Genomic DNA, 12,818 nt, shown 5'->3' with positions numbered 1-12,818 from the left:
CATAGAAGCAGAGAACATAAAATTTGATTAGGGGATGACTTCGAACATGGCATCACAAGAGTTACATAAGTCCCGGAACAACCGCTGGATTATTATGACGGCGGTTTTTATTGCGACATTTATGACATCCGTGGAAGTCACGATTGTCACGACAGCTTTGCCATCCATTATTAGTGAACTCCACGGGTTGGCATTTCAAAGTTGGATTATGAGTGCGTATTTACTCACGACCGCGATTACCACGCCCATCTATGGCAAATTAGCCGATACGATGGGTCGACGGGTGATTTTTCAATGGGGCGTGATTATTTTTACGTTAGGATCGTTTTTAAGTGGTCTTTCGCCATCCATTTTGATCTTAATTCTGGCGCGTGCGCTGCAGGGAATTGGTGCTGGGGCGGTCATGCCGCTAACGTTTACCATTATTGCCGATATCTTTAGTTTTAAGGAACGGGCTAATGTTTTAGCTTTGAATAATACGGCTTGGGGCTTATCAGCACTGGTTGGACCGCTTATCGGCGGCTTTTTGGTTGATCAATTATCGTGGCACTGGGTTTTCTTTGTGAACGTGCCGTTAGGATTTATTGTGATGGTTCTAATTCAGTTGGGATATCACGAAAAAATTCAGCTTAAAAAGAAGCTGGTGATTGATCGACTGGGGATTACTTGGCTGGCGGTTTGTCTCGTGAGTTTATTAATCGCGATTCAAATGTTGGATACGCAACCTTGGATCGCTCTTGGATTGGTTATCATTGCCGCTATTAGTTTAATTCTGTTGATTCGTCAAGAAGGTCGATTTGAAAATCCCTTAATGTCACCGAAGATGTTTCGGTCGCCAACCTTCAGTATCCAAATTTTGACGGCGACCATTTTGAGTGGCGTACTGATTGGTTACCAGGTTTACTTCCCTATTTGGTTGCAGTCCCTTTATCGGGTTTCAGCTACCAAAGCGGGTCTGGTCGTCACATCAAGCTCTGTGATGTGGCTGATCGCGTCATTTTTTGTTGGCACATTAATTGCTAAATTTGTCCCAAAACGAATTTCGATTTCACTGATTGTCGTGCTATTGTTGGGCTATCTGGGGTTGTTATTTGCCGGAAAAACATTTCCGGTCTGGGCCTTCTATGTGATCGCGATGGTCAACGGTACTGGGATGGGAATCGTTATTAGTATGAATATTATCCTCAGTCAGCACTTGGTACCGGCAGCCATGGTCGGATCAGCGACGTCTGTGTTAACGTTAGGGCGTTCATTAGGCCAAACGGTAATGGCAGGTGTTTACGGCGCAATTTTAAATTTAGTCATCCGATTGCAGCTGCATGGTGGAATGACATTTGCTAAAGTGAACAGCGTCATTAGTTCAAAACAGGCTACGGTTGTTGCCAATCGGGCGGCCATTGATCCCATCATTTTGTCAGCATTACACGCGGTTTTTCTAAGCGTGGTTGTCATGCTGATTATCGTATTGGTCATTAATTGGTTGGATCCAAATAAAAAGGTCATTCAATAACTGGGGTGGAAATGAGTGGTTGTCAATGGAAAGTGGGTGAAGTGGCAATGTTTTTGCAAAACCAAACATGTTTAAAAGACTTGCCAGTTCCGACCCTCATGTTACGAATGGCGCCGCCTGTGATGATTTCGTTGCTGGCTCAGTCAATTTATAACGTAGTTGACAGCTATTTTGTCACCCAATATTCATCGGCTGCCTTAACAGCGTTAGCCATTATTTATCCCGTTCAGTTATTGATGATGGCAATTGCTACAGGAACTGGCGTTGGCATCAACATTTTGCTTGCCAGGTTGGATGGTGGCGAAAAATTCGATACCCCGGCAAACGTTGCCAAGAGTGGTTTGTTTCTTGGTGGGGCTAATTATGTTGGCTTTGGAGTCCTGGGACTGTTGTTTGTAAAATCGTATTATGAGTTATCGACCAATAATCAGCTGGTTCAGCGAATGGGAGTTAATTATGCCATGATCATTTTTCTATTCGCTTTCAGTTTATTTATTGAAGCCAATTTAACCAAAATGCTTCAGGCAAAGGGCAGAATGATCGGTCCGATGGTGGCTCAGATTGTTGGCAATTTACTAAATATTATTTTGAACCCGCTTTTAATTTTTGGCGGTTGGGGAATTCCCAGGCTCGGGATTAGGGGGTCAGCGTTAGCCACGATTATTGGCCAATTTGTGGCGTTGGTCATCGTGGCTTTTCAAGTTCGCAAATGGCAGTCATTCGCTGGTCGTGTTCAGTTTAAAACCTGTGTTGCCATCTATCGTCAGGGCAGCGCGTCAATTTTACTTCAATCTTTGTATACCGTTTATATTGTCGGGCTGAATTTAATTTTAAAGAGATTTGGCAGCACGGCAATTAATGTGTTGGGAATCTATTACCGACTCCAGGCGTTTTTCTTTATTCCATTGGAAGGCCTTCAACAGGTGATCCTGCCAATTGTCAGCTATAATTTTGGCGCTAAGCAGTTACGAAGAATTAAGGAAGTCGTCCGACTGGCATTATTAGTGGCTGGACTGGTTACCATTTTTGGTGCAGTCATTTTTATTGGACTACCGCGGAATCTGCTAATGATCTATTCAAATCAACCGTCGCTCTTAAGGATCGGCATTGAAGCTTTTCGAGTCATCGGCAGCAGTTTTATTCCGGCAGGTGTTTCAATGATGTTGGTGGTTTATTTTCAAGCCACTAATCAGTTGGCCAAGAGTATTTGGGTGAGTTTAACCAGAGAGCTATTTTTGCTGGTTCCACTGGCCTGGGTGTTCCAATTCTTTGGATTACGCTATTTCTGGTACACGTTTCCGGTGACTGAAGTGGTAACGACCCTATTGGCAATTGGGCTGTATTATCAACGTAATCGGCGACTATATCTTTTGTGAGAATCCATTTGTTCAATACCAAGTGATAAGTAACTTCTAAGCTGGAACAAGAATGATTTTGTTCTGGCCTTTTATTTTTCGTTGGCAATTGTTTATTAATCTAAATTACCGTCAAAGGCTAAATCAGTTAAATTCAGTGTTGCATTTCTTATGAAACCGACTAATATTAATGCTTGTTCAAATTAAATTTATATGCTTGGAGGATTGTCGCAATGGACAAGAAGCTGGAAAAGATTTCTCTGGCGGGGATGTTGGTGACATTGGGGATTGTGTATGGCGATATTGGGACGTCGCCATTGTATGTAATGAATGCGATCATTGGGGATGCCGGAACAATGGGGCAGACATCCGCGGATTACATTATTGGGTCAATCTCACTTATTTTTTGGACGCTGATGATTGTGACCACCTTTAAATATGTGCTAATTGCGATGAAGGCTGATAATAATCATGAAGGCGGCATCTTTGCCTTGTACGCGTTAGTTCGAAAACACGCAAAATGGCTAATCTTCCCGGCTTTAATCGGTGGGGCTGCCTTATTAGCTGACGGGACTTTGACGCCGGCTGTGACGGTTACTTCCGCAATTGAAGGCTTAAAAAATCAGAAATTTGGATCAGTTGCGTTTAGTAATTCTCAATTTGACGTTTTGTTCATTACAACGGCGGTTTTGCTGGGATTATTCATGATTCAACGGTTTGGAACGGGCACAATTGGGAAATCATTTGGGCCGGTAATGGTTCTTTGGTTTGGCTTCTTAGCGGTCGTTGGGGTGATCAATTTAATGCATTACCCAGCGGTTCTTAAAGCGTTATCACCGTACTATGCGATTGAACTGTTAGTCAGTCCGGTCAATAAAGTTGGCATCTTTATTCTTGGAAGTGTTTTCCTGGCAACGACTGGTGCTGAGGCACTGTACTCTGACATGGGCCACGTTGGCCGAAAGAATATTTACGCAACTTGGCCATTGGTTTATGGGGCTTTATTTGTAAACTATTTAGGCCAAGGTGCCTGGGTGATTAATCACGCTCAGGATGACGCTTTTAAACGGATGTCTGATATTAATCCATTTTATGAAATGTTACCTGGTCACTGGCGATTATTTGGAATTGTCGTGGCAACTTTGGCTGCAATTATTGCTTCCCAAGCCCTGATTACCGGATCATACACGCTGGTTGATGAAGCGATTGGGCTTAAATTTTTGCCACGGTTGGTTGTCAAGCATCCCAGCAATGTCAAAAATCAAATCTATATTGCCAATGTCAATTGGATCTTATGCGCGGTCACGTTGGGCGTTGTCTGGTACTTCCAAAGCTCGCAACATATGGAAGCAGCTTATGGATTAGCGATCACGGTAACGATGTTGATGACAACCGTCCTCTTATCCGAGTTCTTGACGACCAAATTGAACCGGCCGCTGGCACTAACCATTGCCACCTTCTTTGGTGCCATCGAGACAATTTTTCTAGTTGCCAGTTTGGTGAAGTTTATTCACGGCGGTTATTTAACCCTTTTGATTATGTTGGCAATCTTATATGTGATGTGGGTTTGGTACTTTGGCAATAAGCGTCGCGAACACTATGAGCGGGCAAGTGAGTATGTGTCATTATTGGATTACCGCGATCAACTCGCGGAACTGAGTGCTGATGAGCAGATCCCGTTGTTTACAACCAATCTGGTTTATATGACTAAGATTAAGGGTAACTATCACATCAAACGCAACACAATGTATTCAATTTTGGATAAAGATCCCAAGCGGGCCAAAGTCTATTGGTTTGTAACGGTTAACGAAACCAACGTGCCATACGAAAGTAACTATACGGTTGATATGCTGGGCACTAAGAACATTGTTAATGTGCAGCTTTATCTGGGTTTTCGAAAAGAGCAGAGCGTTGGTGTTTATTTGCATCAAATTGTGGATAATCTTGTTGAACAAGGGGTACTTGAACCACAAGTGCCAAAATACTCAACCATGAAGAATCGAAAAGTGGGTGGGTTTAAGTTTGTTATTATTAACGAACAGCCGGCTGACCTGGTCGTGAGCGATCAATTAAAAGCCCTCGACAAACGACTAATTGGTGGGCGGATTTATCTGCAGAACATCACGGCTTCACCCGTCAAGTGGTACGGTCTTGAATTTAGTAACGTTGTCGAAGAATCAACACCGCTGTTTATTGCTAGGCGTAAGGATGAGTATTTGGTCCAGCGGGGCATTATTCATGCAGTTGGGAATCGACAGAATAAACATCGTGAACTTTAATTAAATAATTTGATTATTGAAAGTCAGCGTTATGCTAAGGATCATTTTTAGTTAATAAATTTTTACATCAACCCCTATGAGACAAGTGATTCAGTAATTGTTCTTACAGGGGTTGAATTTTAACTTTTGCTAAACCAAGGCGGGTTAATTCAATAAATTAACGTTAATCATAAGAATAACTGAGGATTGATTAAATTTTGCTAGTAAAAATAACAAAAAGGTTAATTATCAGCAAAATTTTCTTCCTTACAGTATCGAAAACGATTGTATAACTCAGTTGCACATTCTAACATTAAAGTAACCTTGATATGAATTATAGCGGAACGTAGATTAAGGGTATCTATTGAGGGCATTTTAAACCGCAACTAGTCATTGTGAATTTGGTTGAGATGTTAATAATCGAGTCACTATTGAAAGGAATGGTAGTCTTGGCAGTGAATGATGATTGGAAGACAGCTTTAGAATCAAAGGAAGCATTTAACAATTATTTGACAACTTACTTTTCAAAACATAAGGAATTAAAAGGCGATTATGATACGAAGTCGTACTATGAATATTATACGGTTCGCTTAGATAGTCGTGATGGGTTGATCATTACCTTTACAAGTGGCATTACAAATCCCGGAATCACTGGTGGCGCAGCACCGTTACCGTACAAAAGCACTGAAAAAATGTCGATTGAAGAATTTCGGCAGTTGATTTTGCACAAGCGGTTTGCAGACATGCATGCATCACTGGCAGATGTTTTTGATACAGTTGCTGGGAACGGCAATCCGGGAAAGCTTGATAAACCTTAAAAAATAGGTTGTTTCATTACAAATAATCAAGAATTTATTTATTTTTAATTGAACATGTTATGCAAAAAGAGTATCAATCAGGTTTTGCCTGGTTGGATACTCTTTTTTGATGGTAACTGGTTAAACCCCATGTTCGATCAATTGCCAAAGTTGTTCAAATCTTTTTTGATAGTTTGGTAAATTCCAAGTGGCTGCAAATGTAGGCAAATTGAACACAGTAAAAGCGGATAAAATGGCTTCAGCCCGTTCATAATTTGTATCGTGATAATTCATGAATTGATCGATGATTTTGTAGGAACTCCAGAGAACATTTTGTAAAACCAGTGGTTGGCTATCCACGTACCGTGTGTTTAATGCGAACATTTGTGGATCGTCATTATATGCTTTTTTCTTTGCATTTGCGAATTTCCATAACCAATCGTGTAACAATTGGCGTTGGTCGTGGTAGTTGGAAATGTCAATATTGATTTGTTCCAGAATATTTTTATTAAACCAATTGTTAGCAACTGCTTCCCAAAGTTGCTGCTTACTTTTAAAGTGCTTATACAAGGCTGCGTGTGTGATACCTAATTTATCACTAATTTGTGAGAGGGTAACTTCAGATGCGTGGGTTTCTGCAATCAAACTTTCAGCAGTTTCAATTATCTTTTCCTGTGTCATTTTTGCCATTTCTTTATTATTCTCCTTTCTATTTATAATTCTCATGAATAATAACATATAAAATGGCAGGTTACAATTTTTGACATTTGTTACTTAAACTGATAAAGTTTGCACGAAAGTTACATTTTATCGAAAAAGTAACTAAAAAGTCACGGTTATTGGAGGATAAATATGAAAGCAGCTCAAATTTCGGGTTATTCAAAAGATTTTAAGATGAACGTCAACGATATTCCGGTTCCAGAAATAAATGACGATGAAGTATTAGTAGAGGTTAAAGTTGCGGCGGTCAATCCGTTGGAAAACTTAATTGGCACAGGAAGTGTCAAACTAATCCAAGATTATTCATTTCCACTAACTATGGGAAATGAGTTAACTGGGGTTATTGAAAGGGTCGGCCGACACGTCAATGAGTTTAAAGTTGGCGATCCTATCTATACCAGGCTGCCGATTGAAAAAATCGGTGCTTTTGCAGAATACGTGGCCGTTAAAAGTTCAGCAATTGCCAAACTTCCCAAAAACTTAGGGTTGGTGACTGGTGCCGCAGCACCGTTAACCGGACTAACAGCCTATCAGGGACTTCATGAAGAATTGAAAGCAAAGCCTGAAGAAACCGTGTTTATTCCAGGGGGCTCTGGTTCATTTGGTCAAATGGCCGTTCCAATTGCTAAGGATATGGGACTAAACGTGATTGTTAGTGGCAATGCTCAAGCTCGTGAGCGAACGTTGGCAATTGGTGCCGACCGATATTTAGATTATCAAACCGAGAATTACTGGGAAATCCTCCAAAATATTGATTATGTTATTGATACGCTTGGACCAGATGAGTTTGACCGTGAAATTTCGATCATTAAAAAAGGTGGTCGATTACTCTCACTGAGAACCGGTCCTAATAAACGATTTGCGATTGATCGAAACCTGCCTTGGTTAAAACGACAACTGTTTGGCGTGGCTGGCGCTAAGTTTGATAAAAAAGCGGCTGAGAAAGATGTTGAATATCACTTCATTTTTGTTAGAAGCAGTGGAAGTCAATTACAGAAACTGACAAAAATTATTGAAGATAACGATATCGTTCCCGCAGTTGATCCAACCGAATTTGGAATTGATGATATCAATGAAGCATTGGCCTTAGTGACCACCGGCCATCCAAAGGGTAAAGTTGTCATTAAATTTTAGTGTAATAAAGTAATTTGAAATACCACTCAATGACTGGAGTTGAAGATAATGAGTACAAATAACAGCTATCAAACGGCACCAAACCTGACAATTCAGGCAGAAGATGGAACCGTCTTTTCCTACCGTGAACTTGGTGAACATAGGGGACTTCCCGTAGTCCTTTTTGTTCATTTGGCTGGGAACCTGGATAATTGGGATCCCCGGGTTGTGGATGGCGTTGCCAAAGATCACTGGGTGATTGCTTTTGATAATAAAGGGGTCGGCCTTTCGAGCGGCACGGTTCCGGATTCGATTGAGCAAATGGCTCGGGATGCTTTATCGTTTATTCACGCGCTTGGACTAACCAAAATTGATGTTTTGTCATTTTCAATGGGTGCCATGATTGCGCAGGAATTAGTGGCTTTGGAACCCCAATTAGTTAGAAAGTTGATTTTAGCCGGGACTGGTCCACGGGGCGGTCATGGAATTGAAAATGTTACCAAAATTTCGGATTGGGATTTTGCCCGTTCTGTCGTCACCTTTAAAGATGTTAAGACTTATTTGTTCTTTACCCGCACTAAAAATGGTAAGCAAAAAGCCAAAGAATTTTTGATCCGACTAAAGGAACGGCAGGAAAATCGTGATAAGTCAATTAGCTTAAAAGCATATCGAACCCAATTAAAAGCGATTCATAGCTGGGGGATTGCCAAGCCGGCTGATCTGTCGCGAATTAAACAGCCAACATTAATTGCTAATGGCGACAACGATCGAATGGTGCCAACACCGAACTCATATGATTTAGAGAAGCGGATTCCAGACAGTCAGTTGATTATTTATCCTGACGCGGGTCACGGTGGTATTTTTCAAAATTATGACAAGTTTGTTAAATCAGCAACAACGTTCTTAGACCAAGATTAAGCATCGGGATGAAGGAGAATAACAAGGATGACAAAACGTTTAGAAGGTAAAGTAGCTATTGTTACCGGTGGTATTTCCGGTATTGGTAAAGCAGTTGCAACAGATTTTTTAAGTGAAGGCGCTAAAGTTGTGATTACCGGCCGTCGAGAAACTCTTGGTCAGCAGGTGGCCGATGAATTAGGCGATGATGATCACGTCATTTATTTAAAACAGGATGTGAGCCGAGAAGCTGACTGGAAAGCAGTGGCTGATTCAACGATTGATCATTTTGGTAAATTCGATATTTTGGTTAACAACGCTGGAATTGGCGGAGCTGGAAAGCTGATTGCCGAAACATCTTTGAACGATTGGCAGAAAACCATTGATATTAATTTAACCGGTAATTTTCTTGGCATTAAAACTGCTTTAAACCGGATGGAAAGTGGCAGCATTGTTAATATTTCCTCAGTTTTGGGAATTATTGCCGGAATGATTGGTGCTGGTGATTATTCAACCTCCAAGGGCGGTACGAGAATGTTAACCAAGGTTGCTGCTGTTGAAGCCATAAAAATGGGGAAATCCATTCGAGTCAATTCTGTTCATCCTGCCCTGGTATCGACTGATATTGTTTCTGATAATGTCAAGACAGCTCTTGAGAGTTCTAATGATTCAATTCCGAGAATTGGGAAGCCGATTGATATTGCCAAAGCAGTTACCTATTTGGCATCTGACGAGTCCCGTTATACGACTGGTTCTGAAATTGTTATTGATGGCGGAACGTTGGCTGGTCGCCAGTAATGAATTCGCTGCTTTTTAGATTATCCTAACAATAGGAGGACTTTTCTGATGAAATTTTCAACCAAACTACTTATCGCCGGATTATCAACTGGATTGGGTTATGAAAAAGCTCAGGCACTTCAAGAACAGCGAAGCTTGCGCAGCCGGCTTACCGAAAAAACGCTGCCATTCATTCAAGTTGTGCCGGTAATCAAAAATCAGGCAGATTATCAAAACGCGCTTGCCAAGAGCGCTCAACATTATCGGCTGCCGTCAATTGTTGAAAAACTATATGATTTCCATCCTACTCAGAATGGATCGGATGTTTTGGAGCTGAATCCAGCAATTAAAAAAGTTTCGGGTGAGGTTATTTTTTATATTCATGGTGGCGGTTACTGGGGCCAACCACTGATTCCCCATTTTAATATGTTGCATCAGTTGGCCAACAAGCTGGGAAGCCGAATTGTGCTGCCGATTTATCCTAAGGCGCCTGCTTATAAGGCAACGGATGCCTATGAAATGGTTTTATCAGCGTATCAGGAGTTGCTGGACGATGAACACGTTGATCCCCAACGAATTACATTCATGGGTGATTCGGCCGGTGGTGGGCTTGCTTTAGCTCTGATGCAAAAGCTGAGGGACGATCATTTATCATTGCCAAAACGGGCTGTTTTACTTTCACCGTGGCTGGATGTTACTAATAGTAATCCTAAAATGTCACAGATTCAGCCGGTCGACCCAATGTTGGATTTAAAAAATCTAACTCGCCTGGGTCGTGGATACATTGGTGACTTAGATTCGCATGACCCGTTGGCTAGCCCGATTTATGGGGATTCAAGTGAGCTGCCGTCAATTTACGTCTTTACCGGAACACATGATATTCTTAATGCAGACGCGCTTAAGTTTCAGCGATTAGCTGATCAAAATGACTGGAATGTTACAACTTTTAATTATCAAAAAATGAATCATGTCTTTTCGGTTTTTCCAATTCCAGAGGGAACCGATTCACTTAACCGAATTGTTCACATTATTCAGAGCAGCGATGACCAGTAACTATTTTACCAACGAAGGAGTTTATTAATCAGTGAAAAAATTATGGGACCAACCAAAATTGGGCAACATTGAACTAAGTAATCGACTGGTGATGGCACCAATGACTCGCAGTCGCGCTGAGCTAAATGGAGTTCCAGGTAGTTTGGCCGCAAAATATTATTCCCAAAGAGCGTCAATGGGATTAATTATTACTGAGGGTGCGCAACCTTCAGCGGCGGGCCAAGGATACTTGAAAACGCCTGGAATCTATACAAATGATCATATTTCCGGTTGGCGACGGGTTACGGATGCTGTTCATGAAAAAGGTGGCAAAATTTTCATTCAGTTAATGCACGTTGGACGGATGGCTCATCCAGACAACACACCCGCACATCATCAGCCGGTCGCGCCATCGGCCATTGCTCCGAATGAGAAAATTTTTACCGCAACAGGTATGCAATCAATTCCGACTCCCCACGCGCTGAGCGAACAGGAAATCCAACAGACAATTGCCGATTACCGACATGGTGCCGCTGCTGTGATAGAAGCCGGTGCTGATGGCGTTGAAATTCATGGGGCTAATGGCTATCTCATTCATCAGTTCTTGGGTCAAAGCTCTAATGTCCGCCAGGATAATTACGGCGGTTCAATTCAAAACCGGGCCCGGCTGGCCTTGGAGATTGCCAGGGCAGTTACTGATGAAATTGGTCCGGAACGAGTCGGGTTTCGTGTGTCACCACTGAACTTGTTGGGTGGGGTTAATGAAGGACCCGAGGCAAAAGACCTTTATCATTATTTAGTAACTGAGTTAAACCAGCTGAACCTTGCATATTTACACGTCATGCACGTTGGTCATGAAGATATTTTGGCGGATATTCGTCATGCTTGGCAGCATTCATTGATTGTTAATCGCGCTGGCCGACCGATAGAGGAGTTGAGCGATGATTTAAACAACAATCTTGCTGATTTGGTTTCAGTTGGGAATTTTTCGCTTGCTAATCCTGATCTTGTAACGCGATTAAAGAAAAAAGTGGCACTGAATGAGCCTAATCCAAAAACTTTTTATGTTGATGATGGCCCACTAGGCTATACAGACTATCCGGAGTGGAGTAAAATTTAATCATTTAATTCAAGAGGAGGCCTCTTAATGGTTAATATTCAGCCCTATCAATTCACCCCCAGTCATTTAGCCCAGCTGGTTGACCTGATTAATTACTGTCAAAATATTGAAGCCGGTTTAGGAATCAAAATGGCCGAACAGTCTGATATTTTCGAAATTGAAACTCATTATCAGCAACATGGTGGTCAGTTTTGGTTAGCATTCGATCAAAATCAAGTGGTCGGCTGCATTGGATTATTACCACTGAACGATGAAGTGGCAGTGTTAAAGAAACTCTTTACCATGCCGGAGTATCGTGGCGACCCGCATCGACTTGGTCGGCATCTGGTTGATGAGTTTATGAACTATGCAAAAGCCCATCGTTTTTCACTAGTTGTTTTAGATAATCCTGAAGGCGAGCAAAGATCTCATTACTTCTATGAAAAGCAAGGATTTCAGCAAGTTAATCGAGATCAATTAAAGTTTCAGTGGTCGTTCCCAGATCGGGATTCAAGATTTTATATGAAAAAAATATAAACAGGATGACAGTTAGGATAAATACGATCGAGCAAAAGAAACAGACCAACCGCAAAATAACACGTTGTGGTTGGTCTGTTTCTTTTTCTGACTAAATTTAATAAATCTCGATGTTACAACAGTGATAAATTCTTTTTTAAAATTTGCTTATTCACGTCAATCAATGTTTGCAAGTCAATTTCATTCTCATGGTTGAACCAGTAGATGTATGAGTTGATTAATCCGTTGGCAATGTACTGCAAGATGATTTTTTTGCTTTCACCGACGGTTTGTGGAATCAACACCCGACACATCGTTTTAAACAACATATTTTTTAGGTCTTCGATTAATTGATGGTGTTGCTTATCCAGACAAAGGAAACGAAAACCTTCAAAATTTTTCATTAAAATGTTATTGAAAGTTTCCAGTAACTCGTTGACATCGGTATGGTTACTCGACAACGCGTGAGAGATTTGTTCTGATAATTCAATTTCATAGTCGTCAAAAATTTCTGAAACCTGGCTGTAGTGAATATAGAAAGTTCGCCGGTTGATTTGGGCTTGTCGACACAGTTCAGATACGGAAATTTTGTCGATTGACTTTGTTTGAAGTAATAAAAATAATGCGCTTCTTAGTGCCAGTTTTGTTTTTTTAACTCGTTTGTCCATTAAATTTTCCCTTTTTAAAATTATTTACAGATAATGCACACTTTGATATTAAGTGATGATTAACCACTGAAATAAT

At 41.2% G+C, this 12,818-nt stretch carries 12 protein-coding genes; 10 read left to right on the top strand and 2 right to left on the bottom strand.

Annotation, left to right across the window (positions count from 1 at the left end; genetic code table 11):
* Positions 1–46: 46 nt before the first annotated feature.
* The 4 genes from FC85_RS06235 to FC85_RS06220 all read left to right on the top strand — a co-directional run bounded on the left by FC85_RS06235 (position 47) and on the right by FC85_RS06220 (position 5,941).
* The gene (locus FC85_RS06235) at positions 47–1,510 is read left to right on the top strand and encodes an MFS transporter (RefSeq protein ID WP_371862963.1); all 1,464 of its coding nucleotides are present in this window, start codon (positions 47–49) and stop codon (positions 1,508–1,510) included.
* Positions 1,511–1,521: 11 nt separating this feature from the next.
* Positions 1,522–2,886: an MATE family efflux transporter gene (locus FC85_RS06230; RefSeq protein ID WP_225427595.1), complete on the top strand. Its 1,365-nt coding sequence runs from the start codon at positions 1,522–1,524 to the stop codon at positions 2,884–2,886.
* 212 nt (positions 2,887–3,098) lie between these two features.
* Positions 3,099–5,144 carry a KUP/HAK/KT family potassium transporter gene (locus tag FC85_RS06225; RefSeq protein WP_057864681.1) on the top strand — a complete coding sequence of 682 codons (2,046 nt, stop codon included), beginning with the start codon at positions 3,099–3,101 and terminating at the stop codon, positions 5,142–5,144.
* A 419-nt stretch (positions 5,145–5,563) separates the two neighbouring features.
* The gene (locus FC85_RS06220; protein ID WP_057864710.1) at positions 5,564–5,941 is read left to right on the top strand and encodes a hypothetical protein; all 378 of its coding nucleotides are present in this window, start codon (positions 5,564–5,566) and stop codon (positions 5,939–5,941) included.
* 120 nt (positions 5,942–6,061) lie between these two features.
* Here the strand turns inward: FC85_RS06220 and FC85_RS06215 are convergent, their stop codons facing one another.
* Positions 6,062–6,610 (bottom strand): TetR/AcrR family transcriptional regulator, encoded by a 549-nt coding sequence (locus FC85_RS06215; RefSeq protein ID WP_057864680.1) that lies wholly within the window; start codon positions 6,608–6,610, stop codon positions 6,062–6,064.
* A 162-nt stretch (positions 6,611–6,772) separates the two neighbouring features.
* Between FC85_RS06215 and FC85_RS06210 the strand changes: the two genes are divergently transcribed.
* From FC85_RS06210 to FC85_RS06185, 6 genes are read left to right on the top strand one after another with little or no spacing between them, the layout of a single operon-like run.
* Positions 6,773–7,774 carry an NADP-dependent oxidoreductase gene (locus FC85_RS06210; protein ID WP_057864679.1) on the top strand — a complete coding sequence of 334 codons (1,002 nt, stop codon included), beginning with the start codon at positions 6,773–6,775 and terminating at the stop codon, positions 7,772–7,774.
* A gap of 48 nt (positions 7,775–7,822) precedes the next feature.
* Positions 7,823–8,671 carry an alpha/beta fold hydrolase gene (locus FC85_RS06205; RefSeq protein ID WP_057864678.1) on the top strand — a complete coding sequence of 283 codons (849 nt, stop codon included), beginning with the start codon at positions 7,823–7,825 and terminating at the stop codon, positions 8,669–8,671.
* Between the two features lie 27 nt (positions 8,672–8,698).
* Positions 8,699–9,448 carry a glucose 1-dehydrogenase gene (locus FC85_RS06200; RefSeq protein ID WP_057864677.1) on the top strand — a complete coding sequence of 250 codons (750 nt, stop codon included), beginning with the start codon at positions 8,699–8,701 and terminating at the stop codon, positions 9,446–9,448.
* Between the two features lie 48 nt (positions 9,449–9,496).
* Complete coding sequence (locus FC85_RS06195; RefSeq protein ID WP_057864676.1) at positions 9,497–10,480, top strand: alpha/beta hydrolase; 984 nt, start codon at positions 9,497–9,499, stop codon at positions 10,478–10,480.
* A 31-nt stretch (positions 10,481–10,511) separates the two neighbouring features.
* A complete protein-coding gene (locus tag FC85_RS06190; protein ID WP_057864675.1) occupies positions 10,512–11,579 on the top strand; it encodes an alkene reductase in 1,068 nt (355 codons plus the stop codon).
* A gap of 27 nt (positions 11,580–11,606) precedes the next feature.
* Positions 11,607–12,095 carry a GNAT family N-acetyltransferase gene (locus tag FC85_RS06185; RefSeq protein WP_057864674.1) on the top strand — a complete coding sequence of 163 codons (489 nt, stop codon included), beginning with the start codon at positions 11,607–11,609 and terminating at the stop codon, positions 12,093–12,095.
* Between the two features lie 113 nt (positions 12,096–12,208).
* Here FC85_RS06185 and FC85_RS06180 read toward each other — a convergent pair whose 3' ends face one another.
* Positions 12,209–12,742, bottom strand: coding sequence for a TetR/AcrR family transcriptional regulator (locus FC85_RS06180; RefSeq protein WP_057864673.1), 534 nt, complete (start codon positions 12,740–12,742; stop codon positions 12,209–12,211).
* Positions 12,743–12,818 lie beyond the last annotated feature (76 nt).

Origin of the sequence: Lentilactobacillus diolivorans DSM 14421 (genome assembly GCF_001434255.1) — a bacterium.
Taxonomy (GTDB): Bacteria; Bacillota; Bacilli; order Lactobacillales; family Lactobacillaceae; genus Lentilactobacillus; species Lentilactobacillus diolivorans.
The sequence above is the reverse complement of the archived record's forward strand: the minus strand, read 5'-3'. Positions and strand labels throughout refer to the sequence as shown.

Excerpts from the sequence above, each read along its gene's own strand:
- FC85_RS06235 (WP_371862963.1), top strand. The coding sequence starts at position 47 with ATGGCATCACAAGAGTTACATAAGTCCCGGAACAACCGCTGGATTATT.
- FC85_RS06195 (WP_057864676.1), top strand. The coding sequence starts at position 9,497 with ATGAAATTTTCAACCAAACTACTTATCGCCGGATTATCAACTGGATTG.
- FC85_RS06210 (WP_057864679.1), top strand. The coding sequence starts at position 6,773 with ATGAAAGCAGCTCAAATTTCGGGTTATTCAAAAGATTTTAAGATGAAC.
- FC85_RS06185 (WP_057864674.1), top strand. The coding sequence starts at position 11,607 with ATGGTTAATATTCAGCCCTATCAATTCACCCCCAGTCATTTAGCCCAG.
- FC85_RS06200 (WP_057864677.1), top strand. The coding sequence starts at position 8,699 with ATGACAAAACGTTTAGAAGGTAAAGTAGCTATTGTTACCGGTGGTATT.
- FC85_RS06205 (WP_057864678.1), top strand. The coding sequence starts at position 7,823 with ATGAGTACAAATAACAGCTATCAAACGGCACCAAACCTGACAATTCAG.
- FC85_RS06180 (WP_057864673.1), bottom strand. The coding sequence starts at position 12,742 with ATGGACAAACGAGTTAAAAAAACAAAACTGGCACTAAGAAGCGCATTA.
- FC85_RS06220 (WP_057864710.1), top strand. The coding sequence starts at position 5,564 with ATGGTAGTCTTGGCAGTGAATGATGATTGGAAGACAGCTTTAGAATCA.
- FC85_RS06225 (WP_057864681.1), top strand. The coding sequence starts at position 3,099 with ATGGACAAGAAGCTGGAAAAGATTTCTCTGGCGGGGATGTTGGTGACA.
- FC85_RS06230 (WP_225427595.1), top strand. The coding sequence starts at position 1,522 with ATGAGTGGTTGTCAATGGAAAGTGGGTGAAGTGGCAATGTTTTTGCAA.
- FC85_RS06215 (WP_057864680.1), bottom strand. The coding sequence starts at position 6,610 with ATGGCAAAAATGACACAGGAAAAGATAATTGAAACTGCTGAAAGTTTG.